The sequence below is a fragment of the Brucella pituitosa genome, from assembly GCF_965577835.1.
GTDB lineage: Bacteria > Pseudomonadota > Alphaproteobacteria > Rhizobiales > Rhizobiaceae > Brucella > Brucella pituitosa.
Genome location: NZ_OZ264093.1, coordinates 1,686,433 through 1,705,809, shown reverse-complemented (window position 1 = coordinate 1,705,809; position 19,377 = coordinate 1,686,433). Strand labels below are relative to the sequence as shown.

Sequence of the window (19,377 nt, the reverse complement as noted above, 5' to 3'; positions counted from 1 at the left end):
AGTAGTTTTACAACCACGACAAAACGGCCCGCAGTGATACTGGCGGGCCGTTTTCATTTGCGATGCGTTTCACAAAACATCGAATAACCTCTTCTGTTTTGCATTAGCCACTTCAAATCTCACTCATTGAGAGATAAATTGTCATGGGTGGCTTCCTGTTAAATTAGGACAATCGATGGCTTGTAATGATCTTGTGACCTTCGATGTGTGGCAACCTGCGCTGGAGATGCGAAAGGGAACCACCAAACATCGGCTTCTGACTGAAAAGATCGTTGAGGATATTGAGAAGGGTGTCCTGAAACCTGAGACGCGTATGCCAACGCATCGTGATCTCGCGCACAAGCTCGGGCTTTCGGTGCAGACGGTCAGTATCAGCTACAAAGAAGCCGAGCGGCGCGGCTATCTGCGTGGCGAAGTCGGCCGGGGAACTTATGTCTGCAATCGCGTGACGGAGCGGGCGGACCGGTTCATGCTTGATCGGGATCCCAGCGGAACCGCGGATCTGTCGATCATTCGCGCCGTCTATACGGAAGCCCACGAGAATGCCTCGCGTCACTTGCTGGAGGAAATGAGCCAGTCGGACAATGCAAGCTTCATGCGTCCGTGTCGTCCAATTGCTGGGCTGGACCGGCATCGTGCTGCCGCACGGGGCTGGTTGCGTGGCCTGTCCGTTGATGTTGATCCGGGTCGCATCATTATTACGAATGGTGCAGCGCATGGACTTTTTCTTGCGGTTGCTGCTGTCGTTCAGCCGGGAGAGGTAGTGCTTACGGAAAGCCTGACCGATCATGGCATCATCGGTCTTGCCAATGTACTTGGCTTCACGCTGCGTGCGCTGCCGACGGATAGAGAAGGCATATTGCCCGATGCCTTTGAAACTGCGTGTAAGGCGGGAGATGTAAGGGCACTGGTGCTCATCCCGACGCTTGGCAATCCGACCAGTCATTTAATGGGAGTCGAAAGGCGCATTGCTGTCGCGGACATTGCGCGGCGATATGGCGTTTGTGTCATTGAGGATGAAGTCTACAAGCCGATCCTCGAAGAGCCTCTGCCGTCAATGCCGGAACTGCTGCCGGAGCTGGGCTTCTTCGTAACAAGCTTCACCAAGACAGTCATGACCGGCTTGCGGACAGGCTATCTTGTGGTGCCAGCGCATTATTCTATTCGCGTGACGTCGATTTTGCGCGTCACAAGCTGGAGCGGCGTCAATCTCGTTGCAGAGATGGCCAGCCGCTGGATCGAGGACGGAACGGCGACCGAGCTTCTGGATATTCAGCGTAGCGAGTTGCGTTCAAGGCAGACATTGGTAGCCGATATTCTTGAACCTCACATTGCAGGCAGCAATCCGCTGTCGCTTTGTGCCTGGTTGAAGATCCCGCGCAACTGGTCGGAGGATGGTCTGGTCCGTGCTCTGGCAAGCAAGGGCGTCGCTGTCACACCTTCTGATCCGTTCGTGGCGGGTGGTGAGCGGGGAGATGGCGGCATCCGCATCTGCCTCGGCGGGAGGCTTTCGCGATCTGCCTTGCAGACAGCTCTTGAAACTATTCGCGAAACCTTCGCGCAACTGCCGCCAGTCTATGACGTCAGTTCTATAGCCTGAGCGCTATAGAACTGATTGCAGAAATTCTTTCGTCCGCTCTTCGGTCGGAGACTGGAATATCTGTTCGGGCGTGCCCTGCTCGCAGATGCGTCCTTTGTCGAAAAAACAAACACGATCAGACACTTCACGTGCAAAGCGCATCTCATGGGTGACGAGGAGCATTGTCAGATCATGTTCTTGTGCGAGACTGCGAATGACCGCCAGAACTTCGCCGACAAGCTGCGGATCAAGTGCAGATGTGGGCTCGTCAAAGAGTAGAACACGCGGACGCATAGCCAATGAACGCGCAATCGCAACGCGCTGCTGCTGGCCGCCGGAAAGCTGTGAAGGGTAGTGATCTTTCTTGTCTGTCAGGCCGACAAGAGCAAGAAGATCGAGTGCGCGCGCCTCGGCTTCGTCCCGCTTCATACCGAGAACGTGAACCGGCGCTTCGATGATATTGCGCAGCACAGACATGTGCGGAAACAGATTGAAGCTCTGGAACACCATGCCGACATGCGATCTGATTTTACGCAAGTGGGCTTCGCTCGCTTGAAACTGTCCTTTGCCGTTCGGCTCATGATAGGACATGTCTGCGAGTTCGAGCGTCCCTTCCTGAAACGGCTCCAGCGTCATGAGAATGCGGAGCACGGTCGATTTTCCCGATCCTGATGGACCAATCAGCGTTACTTTCTCGCCCGTCTTGACCGAGAAATTGAATTGATCCAGCACAGTCAGTGCGCCGAAACGCTTGGATACGTCCTGAAAGCGGATAATTTCCTGGGTCATTTGAGAGCGATCCCGTTCTTTGGAAGTGTGCGTTCGAGCAGTCGAATGCCTGCCGAGCAGATAAGTGTCAGGATGAGGAAGATCAGGCCGACCATCGACAGTGGCACCAGATATTCGAAGGTGCGGTCGCCGATCAGATTGGCGAGGTTCAGCATGTCGACGATACTGACGACAGACAATACAGGTGTCTCCTTGAGCATGGAGACGAGATAATTCCCCATGGCCGGGATGATCCGGGGTATGGCTTGCGGAATGACGATATCGCGATAGGTGCGCCATGGTGTGAGGTTCAGCGCACGTGCCGCTTCCCACTGTCCGCGCGGAATGGCCTCTATGCCTCCGCGATAAACCTCCGATGTGTAGGCCGAATATTGAAGGCCGAGAGCCAGAGCGCCGGTCAGGAATGCGGGCAGTACGATGCCGTAGACGGGCAAGACGTAATACAGGAAAAACAACTGCACCAGCAGAGGCGTATCGCGCAGAAACTCCACAACGACTACGGTCGGCCAGGAAATGATCTTGTACGGGCTGCGGCGCAAAAGCGCGAAAACGAGGCCGAGCACCAGCGCAATCGCGAAGCCGGTGGCTGCGGCCTTGAGGGTTACTGTGAGGCCAATTCCCAGAATTGGCAGAATGGAAATCGCAAAAGAAAGCGTGGACGAGGTGTCCCATGCATAGCCGTAGATCATGCGAAACCTCCTGCCATTGTCTGGCGTTTCAGTCGTCGCTCAAGCCAGCGAATAGCGGAAGCGAGCACCAGAGCCATTGCAAAATAACCGAGTAGTGTCAGCGAATAGATCGTCACATTGTCGAGCGTCAGATTGCGCAAACGCTGGGCCTGGAAGGTCAGATCGCTGATGGCGATAAGCGAGGCGAGTGCTGTATCTTTCAGATTATGAATGGCCAGATTGCCGAAAGCCGGCATCATCTCGACGACGGCCTGTGGCAGGACGATATGAAACAATGTGTGGCCTCTGCTGAAGTTGAGGGCTCTTGCGGCTTCGTGCTGTGCCTCGGGAACAGACTTCAGCGCGCCGCGCACCACCTCCGCACCATAGGCACCTATATTGAGACCAAGCCCCATGATGCCGGTCGTGAGTGGGTCGAACGAAATGCCGATCAGTGGCAGGGCGTAATAAAGCCAGAACAATTGCACGAGCAGTGAAGTACCCCGGAATATCTCGATATAGATCACCGCAATCGTGGAAAGGATCGGCCCACCCGCAAAACGGGCAATACCGGCTGCGAACGCCAGCAGAGTGCCGATAGCCATCGAACTGAGGGCAAGAACGACGGTGATTTGTGCGCCTTTGAAAAGGGCGGGAAGATACTCCGTCCAGTGCATATGGTCTTCTCCCGATAGAGATGAGACAGGCCCGCCGAACCAGTCATCATGGCACGGCGGGCGACAAAAGCGTTACTTTGCGTTGCAGAGGGTGGCCGTATCAACAGTCCGGGCCGCCTCTACACTCTCTTCGCTAAGCCCGTAAGTCATCAGGATTTTGGCGTAGTCATCAGTTTTCTTGAACTCGATGAGTTCCTTATTGAAGGCGTCGTAGAACTCCTTGTCCTCCGGACGGAAGCTGAAAGCGCCGAAACTGCGTGCAGCTTTGCCATCCACAACCGGGTCGGTAAACGGATGTGCCTGCTCCAGTTCCGGGGAATTCGCAACAAGGTTCGCCACCGTCAATTCGGTTGCCGCATAAGCATCGGCACGACCAGCCTGTACCGTGGATGGAGCGTCAGCATTGCCCTGAATCATGACGATTTGCGATTCATCGATACCCATGCCATGCAGGAAGTCGATTTGATCCGCACCGGAAACGATAGCAACTTTCAGGGAAGGATCCTTCTTGATGTCTTCATAGGAATGGATTTTCTTCGGGTTGCCTTTGGGCACCAGAAGACCTTCACCATAGCTGGAATTAGCAACGGTGAACTGCACCTGCTTGCAACGATCCGGCAGAATGTTCTGCTCGGCGGCGACAAACTCAAAGCGCTTGGCCTTCAATCCGGGAATAAGTGAGCCGAATGGTGTGACGGTCCAGTCGACTTCTTCAATTCCGAGTTTCTTGAAGATTGCTGCGGCAACATCCGGACCGATGCCTTTGGCTGCACCACTCGCGTCCATATAACCATAAGGCATTTCGTTAGCGGTTGCTCCTCGCACAAAGCCCGCGCTTTTCAGATCGTCAATGGTGACGGCCTGTGACGGCATTGTAAGAGCTGCAAATGCTGCCGCGGAAAGCAGAGCGGAAATCGTATGAAGTTTCATGCGCATGGTGTTCACTCCTCTTTATGGATGCCGGTTGTTTTTGTTCCGGCTTTTCAATTGGTCAGTACTGATTGATTTGAGACGAAGATGGCTCCTCGCTGATCGTGGCGATGACCGAAAGGCAATCGCCCATCTTGATGAGACCCGGAAAGTGCCGTGCCGCGAGTATTCCATCGAGTGCGGCGCGATACTCTTGCGGAGCCGAGCCGGTGCGCGCCACATTATGAACGCGGGCAATGAGGTCGCCTTTGCGTACTTCCGCGCCGAGATCAACCAAAGGTTCAAGCAAACCTTCGGTATCGGCAAAGCCGAAGCATTCCTGCGACGGCATATCGAGCCATGTGGTGGGCGAAAGCTCGACTTCACCATGCAGAATGCCTGCATGGCGCAAAAGGTTGCGAATGCCGCGTTTGGCGATTGCTGCCGACCGTGCCGAAATCGTGCCGCCGCCAGAAAGCTCGGTCGTCACAAAGACTTTGCCTGCTTCTTCTGCGGTTGTATCGTACATGCCTACTGCATCGATCTCGATCATCCGCATGGAGAAAGGAGCCGAAAAGGCTTTGACGGCAGCAAAGCATTGGGCTTCCTGAGTTGCATCGGGCAGGGCGTGCGCGGCGGCATAGGGCAGGAAGTCGAGTGTTCGTCCGCCGGAATGAAAGTCCACGACGATATCGGCTGTGGGCAGCAGATAGCGGGTGAAATAATCGGCGATCTTTTCCGTGACGGTGCCATTCGGGCGGCCGGGGAAACTACGATTGAGATTGCCTTTATCTATCGGCGATGTGCGCGTTCCGGCCATGAAGGCCGGGAAATTCATTGCAGGAACAATAATAACGCGTCCGTTGATCTCAGCCGGTTTCAGATTGGCGGCGAGATCGTAGAGGGCAACCGGTCCTTCATATTCATCGCCGTGATTGCCACCCGTAAGAAGGGCTGTGGGTCCATCGCCATTACGAATGACGCAGATGGGCAGCATCAGCGAGCCCCAGGCGGAATCGTCTCGCGACCACGGTAACCGCAAATGACCATGCTGCACGCCGTCGCGGTTAAGATCGACGGTTGGCGTGATTGGGGAGGGGCGGGAAGGGGGCGAGCTATGCATCATCGCAGCGTCCTAATCCTTGACCACGAGTTTGCGCGGCACATTCGATAGGCATTCGACGCCTGTTTCGGTGATCACGATGCTCTCGGTAATCTCGAGCCCCATGGTTTCCAGCCAGAGACCTGTCATGAAATGAAAGGTCATGCCGGGCTGCAATTCCGTGCGGTCGCCGGGACGCAGGCTCATGGTGCGTTCGCCCCAGTCCGGCGGATAGGACAGGCCGATGGAATAGCCGGTGCGGTTGTCCTTGATGATCCCGTATTTCTTCAAAACAGCGAAGAAGCCGTTGGCGATATCCTCGCAGGTATTACCAGGGCGAGCGGCTGCCAGACCGGCCTCCATACCTTCGAGCGTTGCCTTTTCAGCATCAAGGAAAGCCTGTGTCGGCTTGCCGAGAAATACGGTGCGCGACAGCGGGCAATGATAGCGCTTATAGCAGCCAGCGATTTCGAAGAACGTACCTTCGCCGGTTTTCATTGGAAGATCGTTCCAGGTCAGGTGCGGGGCGGAGGCGTCAGGTCCGGAAGGCAGCAACGGCACGATTGCCGGATAATCGCCTCCGAAATCGTCAACGCCGCGCGTACCTGCATCGTAGATTTCAGCAACCAGATCGCATTTGCGCATACCCGGCTCGATCTTGTCGACGATGCGCCGATGCATGGCTTCCACGATGCGGCCGGCCTTGCGCATATAGTCGATTTCGGTCGCGCTTTTCACCGCGCGCTGCCAGTTGACAAGCCCCTGCGCATCTTTGAAACGTGCGTTGGGCAGATGCTTCTGCAGGGCATGATGCGCTGCAGCCGTGTACCAGTAATTATCGAACTCCACAGCTATCGTCTTGTTGCCCCAACCCTTTTCCTCAAGGATCGAAGCCAGAAGATCCATCGGGTGGCGTTCCAGCGATTGCACGTAATGGTCAGGATAACCGATGATGTTGTCATGGCTTATCCACGCGGTACGTTTCGCGCCGTTGCCATCCTGACCGCGACCGTACCAGATCGGTTCGCCTTCCATCGAAAGCACAACGCATTGATGGACATAGAAGGACCAGCCATCATAACCGGTAAGCCAGTGCATGTTGGATGGATCGGTGACGATGATAACATCGAAGCCTGCCTTCTCCATGGCGCGACGAGTTTTGGCTATCCGCTGATCATATTCCGTGCGGGTGAAGTTGAGTTCCACACTCATCGACTGGCTCCTGCAGTTTTGGTTGAATCGATTTTTGTGCCTGCCTCGCGCAGGCTGGCGCGCTCCGTCGCAAGGCGAGCAATTGCGGTGTCCTGAACCCCGGTGCCCGTGAGGTCGCAGAAGGTTATGTCCTCTGCCTGACGCCGGAATTTCGCCTTATTGAGAACGATCTGGCCCAGTTCTGGAAAGACAGTATCCGCTGCAACAATCCCAGCCGAAATTGCATGATGCAGTTCGCCAAGCTTGCGAGTCTGGGAGAGGCTGTCAGCGACATAGATGATTGATCGCTGGAAAAGGGCAGGGTCGATCTCGTTCTTATGTTCGGCATCCGAGCCCATCGCAGTGATATGCTGGCCGGGAACAAGCCATTCAGCCTTTATGAGCGGTGTTTCCGATGGCGTTGTCGTGACGATAATGTCAGTGCCGTCGCGAGCTTCCTTTGCATCTGCGACTGCCGTCACCGGTATTCCGAGCTTTTCGGTAAAGTTCCGCGCGGCTTTTTGTGCGTTGTCGAAGTTGCGTGCCCAAATCCGCGCCTCGGTGATGGGGCGCACGAGTTTCAGCGCTTCAAGCTGCATTCCAGCCTGCATGCCCGCACCGAAGATGGCGGCTACATGGGCGTCTTTTCGTGCCAGATATTTTGCGGCGACAGCACCAGCGGCGGCGGTGCGTACATCGGTCAGATAGCCATTATCCAGTAATAGCGCTTCAATAAGCCCGGTCTTTGCCGAAAACTGGATCATCAGTCCGTTGGTGGAAGGCAGGCCGATTGAAGGATTATTGAAGAAGCCCGGACTTACTTTGATGGCAAAGCTGTCTAATCCAGGAATATAGGCCGTCTTCACATCGACTTCGCCGCGTTCGGCTGGAATATCGAGCCGCAGGATTGGCGGCATGCTAACCCCACCGCTCGCGAGTGCCCGGAAAGCATCTTCCACGCATGCTACGCTTTCGACGTCGAGGGCTATGATCTGTCGTAGATCAGCTTCGGTCAGAATTCTCATTTCAGCCATCAGCCTGCCCTCCGATAGCGGTTTTCCATAATTGCGCGATGCTGTTCGGGATCGACATTGCCGCCCGAAATGATGATGGCAGTTGCTCCCGTTGGCTTTATTTTTCCAGCAAGCAAGGCGGCAATACCGACGGCCGCAGCTCCTTCGATGACTTCGCCTTCCTGTGTTGCGGCATGTCTGATCCCCGCTGTGATCTCCTCTTCATCGAGCAGGATCACATCATCAAGCAGCGAGCGACACATCTCAAAAGTCCAGCGATTGTCGAGCCCGATACCACCGCCGAGGGAGTCTGCCAGCGTGTCCAATTCCTCAACATTGACTGGTTTGCCCGCTTCGAGGCTCGCCTGCATAGCCGCACCGCGTTTCATGGAAATTCCAATTACCCGCGCTAGTGGGCGTTTTGCTTTCACTGCTGCAGCCACTCCGGCGGCAAGTCCACCACCAGAAAGCGGAACAAGCACGGTGTGCAGTTCGGGGAGATCTTCGACAATTTCCAATCCCATCGTTCCCTGTCCGGCAATGATGCGCGGATCGTCGAATGGTGGGATGGCATTCATGCTTTCATCACGCACAAGTCGCACGACTTCTTCCATCGCATCGTCCTGTGAGTTCCCAACGATGCGCACATCAGCACCAAGTGCACGGATGGCCTCGACCTTATTGCGCGGTACAAGCGATGAAAGGCAGATTGTGGCGGTCAACCCTTGCGTGGACGCCGCATGAGCCAATGCGCGCCCATGATTTCCGGTAGAGGCTGTGACAAGCCCCCGCTCGCGTTCATTCCCGGACAGGCTGAGAACAGCATTTGTTGCACCACGAAGCTTGAAACTACCCGTGGGTTGTCGGTTTTCAAGCTTGAGAAAAACCGGCACGCCTGATTGCGCGCTGAGACTTTCGGAGTGGATCAGCGGCGTTCTTTCGACATGACCATCCAGCCTGTCCTGGGCTTGCTCTATTTCGTTGAGACTGATCATTCGCGACACGCTTCCCTACATCCACGCGCCGTTCAAAGCGGCGTGACAATGGGGAATACTGCACCAAGCAAAGCACTTCTTCGCTGCAGGTGAGCAAATTGAGGGCGCAATAAAGCACCATATGCGAAACCATAAGGCCGCATTCTCGTTCCCCATTTATTTGATTTTTGTTCTTGCCTATATGTGTGAAAGACCAATTACATCATGTCAATAATTATATTGGATCATTACAATATTGCTCTGAAGTGACTTTTTACTGACGCAGGCTTGCCTGCGATATGCGACCATGCCAATGAGAATGGCCTTGAAACGCAAATACTCACTTACATTGGACCGTTATAATGAAATCCGCCCTCAAGCTTGATGCTGTTGATCTTCGTATTCTGGAAGCAGTGCAGCAGAACGCGCGGATTACCAAGCTCGCGCTTGCAGAGCAGGTGGGTTTGTCACCGACACCGTGCTGGCTACGACTGCGCAAGCTGGAAGAGGCGGGCATTGTAACGGGCTACCACGCACGCATCGCCTACCGTAAAATTGCTCCCATCGCGCATGTCATGGTTCAGATCACGCTCGGCAATCACCGCCAGAGCGATTTTGACCGCTTTGAGCGCGCAATTGCTGTCATTCCCGAAATTGTCTCGTGCTGGTCGGTCGGTGGAGGCATAGATTATTTTCTGATGATCATGGCCCGCGATATAGATAGCTATCAGCGTCTGATTGACCGCCTGTTGGATCATAATATCGGAATCGAACGCTATTTCACATACATCGTGACGAAACTTGTCAAAGATGAGCGGACTGGAACGCCCTTGTCGATCCTCGCGGACGATCTGGAATAGTCTAAACGATCTGTTTGATCGCTGAAGTTTAGCCCAATCCTGCTGTTCTTCGTTATGTCTTTGGTCCGAATAAAGGCCCAGCCTGTGAGATGTTTCTTCCAGAATTGGGAGAAGCACAATGAATGCCGTTTTGGATCATCCGATACAACATGACGGGCTTAACAGGCTTCGGGACAAACACCTTTTTCGCGAACTTAGCTATATCGATGGGCGCTGGGTTGCGGGAGAGAAGGCTGAAACTTTTGCCGTTGTCGACCCGGCAACCGGGCGACGGCTGGCACGCGTCGCAAGTCTGAGCGAAGCCCAAACAACGCTTGCGATAGATGCAGCTGAGAAAGCCTTTCCTGAGTGGCGCGACAAACTGCCCCAGGAACGAGCCGCAATTTTGCGACGCTGGTATGAGCTTGTTCTGGCGAACCGCGAAGATCTGGCATTGCTGATGACGCTGGAGCAGGGCAAGCCGTTGGAAGAATCGCGCGGCGAGATCGACTATGGCGCATCTTTCATCGAATGGTTCGCAGAAGAGGCCAAGCGTCTTAACGGCGAAACCATAGCGAGCCATCTCCCAAATGCCGAGATGCTCGTGCGCCGTGAGGCGTTGGGTGTCGTAGCACTCGTGACGCCGTGGAATTTCCCGAATGCCATGATCACCCGCAAGGCGGCGGCTGCGATTGCTGCAGGCTGTCCGGTGGTGGTGCATCCGTCGTCGGAGACTCCACTTTCAGCGCTCGCATTGGCAGAGCTTGCAGAATGCGCTGGCCTTCCGTCTGGGGTTTTCAACGTTGTGACGGGCAAGGCTGCGCCAATTGTCGATGTGTTGTGCCGCGACGAGCGTGTGCGGGCGCTGAGCTTCACTGGTTCGACCGAGATTGGCAAGCTGATTGCCACCAAATGTGCGGCAACAGTCAAACGTCTGGTCATGGAGCTTGGCGGGCATGCGCCTCTGATTGTCTTCAACGATGCAGATGTTGATCGTGCGGTCGATGTGGCCATGGCCGCGAAGTTTGCAACTTCAGGGCAGGATTGTCTTGCTGCCAACCGTATCTTTGTCCAGCGCGATATCCTTCCAGCTTTCACGAGCGCTTTTGCTGCGCGCATACGGGGCCTCAAAACAGGCAACGGTCTTGATGCGGGCGTCGAAATTGGTCCGATGATGCATAGCCGTGCGGTCGATAAAATTGAGGAACAGGTTCGCGACGCGGAAAAGCGCGGCGCTCGTATCGAAGTGGGTGGCAAGCGGATTGGTGATCAAACGCTTTTCTTCGAGCCGACATTGCTGACCAATGTGTCTGACGATGCGGCGATTATGCACGAAGAGACATTCGGGCCGGTGGCCGCTGTCACGGTTTTTGACGATGAACACGAGGTCATAGCCCGCGCCAATGCCACACAATATGGTCTCGTTGCCTATGTCGTAACGACGAACGGTGCGCGGCAGCTCCGCATAGGGCGCGCACTCGAATATGGAATGGTAGCCATCAACCGCGCAAAAATTACCGGCGCGCCGATCCCCTTTGGTGGCTGGAAACAATCAGGGCTTGGCCGCGAAGGCTCTCATCAGGGCATCGAAGCCTTCACCGAACTCAAATATCTCTGCATCGATACCGCCGCGTAAAAGCGTGGCGACAGGAAAGGAACATACCCATGTTGAACAACAGCAACGAACTGACCGCCTGGGATCGCGATCATTTCTTCCACCCGTCCACCCATATGGGAATGCATGCGCGAGGCGAAACGCCAACGCGCGTGATCGAAGGCGGCCAGGGTGTGTACATTGCCGACGTGAATGGCCGGAAGAGCCTTGATGCCTTCGCGGGTCTTTATTGTGTCAATGTTGGTTATGGCCGCACAGAAATTGCGGATGCAATTGCAGAACAGGCTCGGAAGCTCGCTTATTACCATGCCTATGTCGGCCATGGCACCGAGGTGTCTATCACGCTTGCCAAGATGATCATCGATCGTGCACCCGAGCATATGAGCCGTGTCTATTTTGGTCTGTCCGGTTCGGATGCCAATGAAACCAACATTAAACTGATCTGGTACTACAACAATATTCTTGGCCGCCCGGAAAAGAAGAAGATCATTTCGCGCTGGCGCGGCTATCACGGTTCGGGCGTGATGACGGGAAGCATGACGGGGCTTGCGACCTTCCACAACGCCTTTGACCTGCCGCGCGCTCCGATCTTGCATACGGAATCCCCTTATTATTTCCGTCGCGCAGACCGCTCGATGAGCGAAGAACAGTTCTCGCAACATTGTGCCGACAAGCTCGAAGAAATGATCCTTGCTGAAGGTCCAGATACGATTGCTGCCTTTATTGGTGAACCTGTTCTGGGTACCGGCGGTATCGTTCCGCCGCCAGCAGGCTACTGGCAGAAAATTCAGGCCGTTCTTGATCGCTACGATATTCTGCTTGTCGCCGATGAGGTTGTTACCGGCTTCGGCCGTCTTGGCAGCATGTTCGGTTCTGATCATTACGGCATGAAGCCGGACCTCATTACCATCGCCAAGGGATTGACCTCAGCCTATGCGCCATTGTCGGGTTCGATTGTTTCTGATCGCATGTGGCAGGTGCTGGTTCAGGGATCTGACAAGATGGGTCCGATTGGTCATGGCTGGACCTATTCTGCCCATCCGATCTGCGCTGCCGCAGGCGTGGCCAATCTCAAGCTGATTGATGAATTGAACCTCGTCGAAAATGCGGGTTCCACCGGCGCTTATTTCCGCAAGGCACTGCAGGATGCTGTTGGTGGCCATAAGCACGTTGGAGAAGTGCGCGGCGAAGGTCTGATGGCTGCAATCGAATTCGTGGACGACCGCGACGACCGCAAGTTCTTCGACCCATCGCTAAAGATCGGCCCACAGGTTTCAACGGCACTTCTCGCCAACGGCGTTATCGCTCGCGCTATGCCTGAAGGCGATATTCTCGGATTTGCTCCACCGCTCTGTCTGACACGCGAAGAAGCCGATAAAATCGTCGATGCAACCAAGAAAGCAATTGCAACGGTATTTGCCTAATCTGATCTCTGTGAGCTTGCGATATCAGCCTTCACCATCTTATCGGGTGGTGAAGGTTTTCTTTTAAGGTTCAGAATTGTCGATTCATTGAACCCGTATGTCGATTGGTCCTAAAGCTATTGCTGATTTAAAGAAACACACGAGAAGCTATTCGCTGATTTGAATATATTTCGGGGCGGCGAGGAATGACTGTTTTTGATTTTGGACAAGGCAACGCTTATGTCCTTACTCCGCACCATCGCGGACAAACAGGTTTTGCCAGGCAAGTAGAACTTAATATTCAAATCCGAAGACAAACGCTCAAAGCATCGACAGCGATGTCCGGTGTTCTTGCTGCTATAGCAGCCATGGCCGCTTTTTCTGGTCTTGCATTTTCGACTGCTCCAGTTCTGGCACAGCAAGTCTCGGGCCATGGTGGGGCCGGTGGACAACATGCAATCAGTCGCCCTCGGGCGGGGGGCTCCGGCGCCGCTGCCATCTCCTATTCAGGTGGTGGTGGCGGTGGCGGTGGCGGAAAAAACTCTACCTCTGCTTCAGAGGGTATTGGCGGAACTGGCGGAAGTGGACCACATGCGCGAGGCGGGGGAGCAGGTGGCCGCTGGAACGAGCGTGGTAACGACGGCACCAAAGGGGCTAATGGTGCAGCGAAAGGCTGGGTTTGGGCACCCGGTAACTTCGGCCATGATGGTGGAAGTGGCGGAGGCGGTGGAGGCGGTGGCGTTACGTCCCGGCTTGCTTCGCGTATGCTTTACGATATTTCCACCTCTATTACTGGTGGCAAAGGCGGCAGTGGTGGCAATGGTGCCATAGGTGGGATTGGGTACTCGGCAGCGATATATCCGTTTTCTGCATATTGGGATGGAACCGGTGGTGGCGGTGGTGCCGGTGGTGGCGGTGGCGGCGGCGGAGCCGCTCTTGCTTTCAGCTCTTCGAACCAGGGGCCAATGCCTGCCGGGCAAGTCGCGGCCAATATTTCAGCCAATATTACCGGTGGAGCAGGTGGTGATGGTGGTTACGGCGGCGACGGTGGTGCTGGTGAAACCAAAGCAAGCCTGAACAATGCCGTCGGCGGCGACGGCGGTTCTGGCGGCAATGGCGGCAACGGCGGCGCAGGCATTCTGGCGGACAACTTTGTCGCATCAATCTACCTAACTCCCGGGACCGTTGTTGCTGGTGGCAATGGCGGAAAGGGCGGTAACGGTGGCTGGGGCGGTAACAGCGATTATGCCTACAACTATAACCTTGGTAATGGCGGTAATGGTGGAGATGGCGGAGCCGGTGGAACGGGTGTTGTGTTGGGCGGACCGAACGCGGACCAAAGCCACATCATTCTGGGCGACGGTGCCAGCGTAAAAGGCGGACAAGGTGGAGAACGAGGTTTCCGGGGAGGTCCTGGGTCCGTTTACAAGGGTACAATGTCCCCAAGTAACGGTATAGCCGGTCATCAAGGAAATGGCGGTCAAGGCGTCTGGTTGAGTTCCGGGGAGAGACTTCGCGTCGAGGTGGGGACTGGCGCAGTTATTCAGGGGGGGGACGGAGCCTCCGGCGGGATTGGTATTGAAGGCTCTGCATCGCAGTCGTTCATAAGTGCTGCGGGCACCATATCGGGCGGACTCGGCTCGGATGAAACACGAGCAGCAGCGATTTCCATCAACGGCACGAAAAACGTGCTTCAGCTTCTTAATGGCTATCAGTTTGTCGGTGGCGTTAATCTTGGCACTGACGCCACGTTATCCTTGGCTGGTGTGGAGAATTCTACGTTCGATCTTTCTTCGGTGGGTACGCGGTTTCAAGGTTTTAGCCACTTCCTTAAGGATGATCAGAGCACATGGACGCTGATTGGAAAAGCCAACACAAAATTCAAAGATGTTAGCGTCTCTGGTGGCGTTCTGACGCTTGGTCCTGACCAAACAGCACTGCAATCCGAAACTGGCCTTATCGATGGCGGCAAGGTCATTGTAACCGGCAACGGTGCTCCCAGCTCTGCAAACTGGTCCGTTGAACAATCTCTGGTCGTTGGCAATATCAAAGCGGGTGAGCTGGAGATTTCCAATGGTGGGGCGGTCAAGGTTGGCGGTGATTTGATCATAGGTAGCCAGAACTCAGCGTCAGGCACCGTAAATATCGCCGGTTCGCAATCAAGCCTGACCGTGGATGGCATGCTGGCTGTTGGTGATTCCGGCAATGGCACAATGATCGTTTCTAATGGCGCGCAAGTTCAGTCCGGTAAAGTGGCAATTGGGAGAAACACTGGTTCGACCGGATCCGTTCTTGTCACTGGAGCAGGCACGAAATGGGCGGCGCGGGACATCTATGTCAGTGGTGGTAATGCGGATAATGATGGTGGACATGGCTCGTTGACCATCGCCGATGGTGCGGTTGTTGGCTCGCCCGGCGGAATGATCGATGTCGGCGATAATGGCGCTTATGGCGTCCTGAATATTGGTGCGGCTGAAGGTGAAAGCGCTGCTGCTCCAGGCATCTTTGCCGGTCGCTATCTGATGCTTTCACCATTTACCGATACGGTTTTTAATCACAATGCGACTGACTACAGCTTTGATGCTTCAATATTGGGTTCTGCGAACCTCAAGTTTCTTTCAGGAAAGACAAAGCTGACAGGAGCCAGCTCGTCTTTCGACGGCAATGCAACCGTATCCAATAGCACTGTGGAAGTGGCCGAGAGAGCGAAACTGAATGGTACATGGACTGTCGATCATGGGGGGCGGCTGGAAGGATCGGGTCAGGTTGGTACGACGACCATAAATGCCGGGGCTGTTCTCGCACCAACGGGCACGCGTTCATTAACACTTAATGGGGGGCTTACCCTCAATGCGGGTGGCTCCATTTTACCTAGCGACGCGGCTTCACTCATTGTGAACGGTAAGGCAACGTTTAACAGCGGCGGGCTTTATACTTACAATCTCGCTACAGGCGGTTCAGGGACGACGGCAACGACTGTTGTGAATGGTGATGTTGCGCTTAACGGGACGACGCTGAATGTAACGGGTGCACCTGCGATCGGTTATCACCGCCTCATTTCATATACAGGCAGTCTGACACAAATGAATGGCGGACTGAATGTTGGAACAACGCCCGACACAACACCATTCGGCTTCAACTATACGGTTGATACAACACAGGCACGGGCCGTTGATCTTTTCGTCAGTCCTCAAGGCTTGAACATTCTTCAGCTATGGGATGGTGGAACTCCGGGTAGCAACAATCAGAATGGTGTATGGAACAGCCCCAACCAAAACTGGTTAAACCCTGCTGGCGGTACTGCTGACACAACATGGGGCCACGGTTATGCCATTTTCCGCGGATTGGGTGGCACAGTCACGATTGATGGTGCGCAGTCAGCCGTTGGATTGCAGTTTGCGGGCGGTAATTTCAGAATTGAGGGTAATTCCGGCGCAACGCTCAATCTGACTGGCTATAGCGGATCTGGTATCAATATCGAAGTCCCGGAAATACGTGTCCTTGATAACGAAGGGGCCCTGATAAGCGCATCGATTACCGGCACCTCGGGTCTGGAAAAAACCGGAGATGGATTGCTGGTTCTTTGGGGAGATAACACGTATTCCGGTAACACTTATCTCAACGGCGGCATTCTTCAGATAGCGTCCATGCAAAATCTGGGGTCGGCAAACAACACGCTGAATATCAACAATGCTACCTTAAGAACCGCCGATAGTTTCGATCTGACACAAGCCGTAACTCTGGATGGCGTGTCGACAATCAATGTTCTTCTCGATCAGGAAATGAAACTCACAGGCGGCGTTTCCGGCGACGGAATGCTGTTCAAGGATGGCGGCGGTACACTTCTGCTCAGTGGAGCAAATAACTGGTCGGGTGGCACATGGATCAATGATGGCACGTTACGTCTTGAAGCAAACAATCTCTCGGCGATCGCTTCAAACTCCGATTTCGTTCTTACAGGTGGACAGCTCGATCTGAATGGCAATGCATTGCAGATGCGCTCCTTGATCGGAACCAGTGGCGAAATCTCAATCGATGGGACGACACTGACAATTGCGCAGGACACCGACACTATTTTTGCAGGTAGAATAACGGGTGACGATTTCAATAGTAATCTGGTCAAGAGCGGCAGCGGGATGCTCGTGCTTTCCGGGACCAATAGCTATTGGGGGAACACCACCGTCAATGACGGATCGCTGGCTATTTTTGATGCTGCAAATCTTGGGATCAATTCCAGCGCCGCAGTGCTTGAAATTCGCAATGCAGCGCTCGTAACACTTGGCGATATAGACCTTAATCGTCGTGTGAATCTGATCGGAACAGGAACAATTAATACGTTGTTTGGAACGACGCTTGAATTGAGTGGCACAATTTCCGGACCTGCGGGAACGTTGTATAAGGATGGCGCGGGACGGCTCATCATTTCCGGAAACGGAACCTATGCAGGTGGTACGACAGTTGCGGGTGGTATTCTGCAGATCGGTGATGGCGGAACAACTGGTTCCATTATCGGCAACATTACCAATGACAGCTTGCTGGCGTTCAACCGTTCAAATGCTTTTAGTTATGACGGATCGATATCCGGTGCGGGGGCGTTGCTTCAGGTTGGAACCGGAACGACCGTTCTGACTGGTAATCACAGCTATACGGGCAATACATTCATCACAGATGGTACATTGCAGATCGGGAATGGCGGTATAACGGGATCGATTGGCGGTTATGTGCTTAACAATGGCACACTCGCATTCAACCGCAGCGATGACTACACTTTCTCAGGTTTGATTATTGGTACTGGTGCGCTGGTTCAGGCAGGCTTGGGTACTCTTATCCTGAATGCCGACAACTATTATACGAGCGGCACACACATTGAGACCGGGACCCTTCAGATCGGGAGCGGCGGTACGTCTGGCTGGATCACAGGCGATGTTATCAACAATGGAATACTGGTCTTTAATCGTTCGGACGCGTTTGAATTTTCCGGCAGCATTAGCGGATCAGGTGGTTTTCAGCAGAAAGGTGAGGGCGCTGTCGTTCTGACGGGCGACAGCAGCTATACAGGTGCCACCGATGTTCTGTCAGGTCGGCTTGCAGTCAATGGCTCCATCAGTTCTTCAATGCTCACAACGGTCTATGAAGGTGCCGAACTCGGCGGCACTGGCACGGTGGGACAGACATTCATCAATGGTGGTACGCTGACGCCGGGCAATTCCATAGGCACCCTCAATGTGGCTGGAGATTTGCGATTAACCGCGTCCTCTCTCTATGAGGTTGAAGTCTCTCCTTCAGGTTCAGACCGCGTAAATGTTACGGGGCAGGCTGATTTGGGTGGCGCGACGGTACATGCTTCTTTCGATCCGGGTGCTTATGTGATGAAGCGCTATAACATTCTCAATGCAGAGGGCGGTTTGGCCGGGAGTACATTCGGTGAAGAGGTAACGACAAATCTGCCGGAGAATTTCGTCTCGCTCTTGCGATACGACGCCAGTAACGCCTTCCTCGATCTCGAAATGAATATCGGTGGCTTGAATGTGAACCAGCAGAACGTGTCGGCGGCGCTGGTCAACTATTTTGATGAGAACGGGCAAATCCCGTTTGCATTTGGTGCGTTGGATGCCGACAGTCTGACTGCCGCTTCAGGTGAGTTGGCAACGGCGGCACAACAAACGACCATCGACGCCATGAGCCAGTTCATGAATACGCTCGCAGACCCTCTGGTGACTGGTCGGGCGGGACGTGTCACAAAAGCGCAAGCATCTGATGCGGACCTGTTTGAGAACCGCTGGAGCGTATGGGGCGCAGGTTACGGCGGCTCGCGCACAACAGATGGTGATACGATCATTGGATCACATGATGCGCGTGGCCGTGTTTATGGTGACGCTGTCGGTGCGGATTATCTCGTGTCGCCTGATACGATTCTGGGCTTTGCCATCGCTGGTGGAGGCACCAAGTTCAGTCTCGCTGATGGTATGGGCAGCGGCGACTCCGATCTGTTTCAGGCGGGTATCTATGGCAGACATAATATCGGCAATGCCTATATTACCGGCACGCTTGCCTATGGCTGGCAGAGTGTCGATACCGAGCGCATGGTTTCGTTTTACGAAACCGATCAGCTCAATGGCAGCTATCGTGCAAATTCATGGTCGGGGCGGCTTGAGGCGGGTTATCGTTTTGACACGCCCTGGATGGGCATAACCCCTTATGCGGCAGGGCAGTTTGTAAGCTTTGACCTGCCATCCTATTCGGAAAAAGCCTATGCAGGCAGCGATACTTATGCGCTCAACTATTCGTCACAGCGCGAAACTGTAGGGCGTGGCGAACTTGGCCTGAGTTTCGACAAATCTCTTACACTCTCCGACGGCGTATTCACAACGCGCGGACGCCTTGCTTGGGCCCGCAACTTCAACAATGATCGTAACGTCTTTGCCGCGATCAATGCATTGCCGGGAGCGGGCTTTGTGGTCAATGGTGCTTCACAGCCCAAGGATGTCGGCCTTGCAAGTGTCTCGGCCGAGATGGTTTGGAATAATGGCCTGTCGCTGGGTGCTGCCTTTGACGCCGAGTTCTCCGGCGCCAGCACCAATTACGCGGGAAAGGGTGTGCTTCGCTATAAATGGTGAA

13 protein-coding genes are annotated in these 19,377 nt (G+C 54.5%); 5 read left to right on the top strand and 8 right to left on the bottom strand.

Annotated elements, in window-relative coordinates; translation table 11 throughout:
• Positions 1–175 precede the first annotated feature (175 nt).
• Positions 176–1,600, top strand: a complete 1,425-nt coding sequence (locus tag ACSME1_RS19165) for a PLP-dependent aminotransferase family protein (protein ID WP_181151613.1) — start codon at positions 176–178, stop codon at positions 1,598–1,600.
• Positions 1,601–1,603: 3 nt separating this feature from the next.
• Here the strand turns inward: ACSME1_RS19165 and ehuA are convergent, their stop codons facing one another.
• The 8 genes from ehuA to eutB form a co-directional block, all read right to left on the bottom strand.
• Positions 1,604–2,368, bottom strand: coding sequence for an ectoine/hydroxyectoine ABC transporter ATP-binding protein EhuA (gene ehuA, locus ACSME1_RS19160; RefSeq protein WP_100556759.1), 765 nt, complete (start codon positions 2,366–2,368; stop codon positions 1,604–1,606).
• Entirely contained in the window at positions 2,365–3,057 is a 693-nt protein-coding gene (gene ehuD / locus ACSME1_RS19155) for an ectoine/hydroxyectoine ABC transporter permease subunit EhuD (protein WP_100556760.1), read from the bottom strand. Before ehuD ends, ehuA begins: the two co-directional genes overlap by 4 nt.
• Positions 3,054–3,713: an ectoine/hydroxyectoine ABC transporter permease subunit EhuC gene (gene ehuC, locus ACSME1_RS19150; RefSeq protein ID WP_100556761.1), complete on the bottom strand. Its 660-nt coding sequence runs from the start codon at positions 3,711–3,713 to the stop codon at positions 3,054–3,056. The genes ehuD and ehuC overlap by 4 nt, the downstream gene beginning before the upstream one ends.
• A gap of 72 nt (positions 3,714–3,785) precedes the next feature.
• A complete protein-coding gene (gene ehuB, locus ACSME1_RS19145; RefSeq protein ID WP_100556762.1) occupies positions 3,786–4,649 on the bottom strand; it encodes an ectoine/hydroxyectoine ABC transporter substrate-binding protein EhuB in 864 nt (287 codons plus the stop codon).
• Between the two features lie 55 nt (positions 4,650–4,704).
• On the bottom strand, positions 4,705–5,748 hold the full coding sequence (gene doeB, locus ACSME1_RS19140) for a N(2)-acetyl-L-2,4-diaminobutanoate deacetylase DoeB (protein ID WP_105706108.1): 1,044 nt from the start codon (positions 5,746–5,748) through the stop codon (positions 4,705–4,707).
• A gap of 9 nt (positions 5,749–5,757) precedes the next feature.
• Entirely contained in the window at positions 5,758–6,936 is a 1,179-nt protein-coding gene (doeA, locus tag ACSME1_RS19135; RefSeq protein WP_105534577.1) for an ectoine hydrolase DoeA, read from the bottom strand.
• The gene (locus ACSME1_RS19130) at positions 6,933–7,949 is read right to left on the bottom strand and encodes a cyclodeaminase (protein ID WP_105534578.1); all 1,017 of its coding nucleotides are present in this window, start codon (positions 7,947–7,949) and stop codon (positions 6,933–6,935) included. Before ACSME1_RS19130 ends, doeA begins: the two co-directional genes overlap by 4 nt.
• Positions 7,949–8,923, bottom strand: a complete 975-nt coding sequence (gene eutB, locus ACSME1_RS19125; RefSeq protein WP_105534579.1) for a hydroxyectoine utilization dehydratase EutB — start codon at positions 8,921–8,923, stop codon at positions 7,949–7,951. Before eutB ends, ACSME1_RS19130 begins: the two co-directional genes overlap by 1 nt.
• 341 nt (positions 8,924–9,264) lie before the next feature.
• Between eutB and ACSME1_RS19120 the strand changes: the two genes are divergently transcribed.
• The 4 genes from ACSME1_RS19120 to ACSME1_RS19105 all read left to right on the top strand — a co-directional run bounded on the left by ACSME1_RS19120 (position 9,265) and on the right by ACSME1_RS19105 (position 19,376).
• The gene (locus ACSME1_RS19120) at positions 9,265–9,762 is read left to right on the top strand and encodes an Lrp/AsnC family transcriptional regulator (RefSeq protein ID WP_105534580.1); all 498 of its coding nucleotides are present in this window, start codon (positions 9,265–9,267) and stop codon (positions 9,760–9,762) included.
• Positions 9,763–9,880: 118 nt separating this feature from the next.
• The gene (locus ACSME1_RS19115; RefSeq protein ID WP_105534581.1) at positions 9,881–11,377 is read left to right on the top strand and encodes an NAD-dependent succinate-semialdehyde dehydrogenase; all 1,497 of its coding nucleotides are present in this window, start codon (positions 9,881–9,883) and stop codon (positions 11,375–11,377) included.
• A gap of 29 nt (positions 11,378–11,406) precedes the next feature.
• Positions 11,407–12,780, top strand: coding sequence for an aspartate aminotransferase family protein (locus tag ACSME1_RS19110; RefSeq protein WP_105534582.1), 1,374 nt, complete (start codon positions 11,407–11,409; stop codon positions 12,778–12,780).
• 185 nt (positions 12,781–12,965) lie between these two features.
• Positions 12,966–19,376, top strand: a complete 6,411-nt coding sequence (locus ACSME1_RS19105) for an autotransporter-associated beta strand repeat-containing protein (protein WP_435655232.1) — start codon at positions 12,966–12,968, stop codon at positions 19,374–19,376.
• Position 19,377 lies beyond the last annotated feature (1 nt).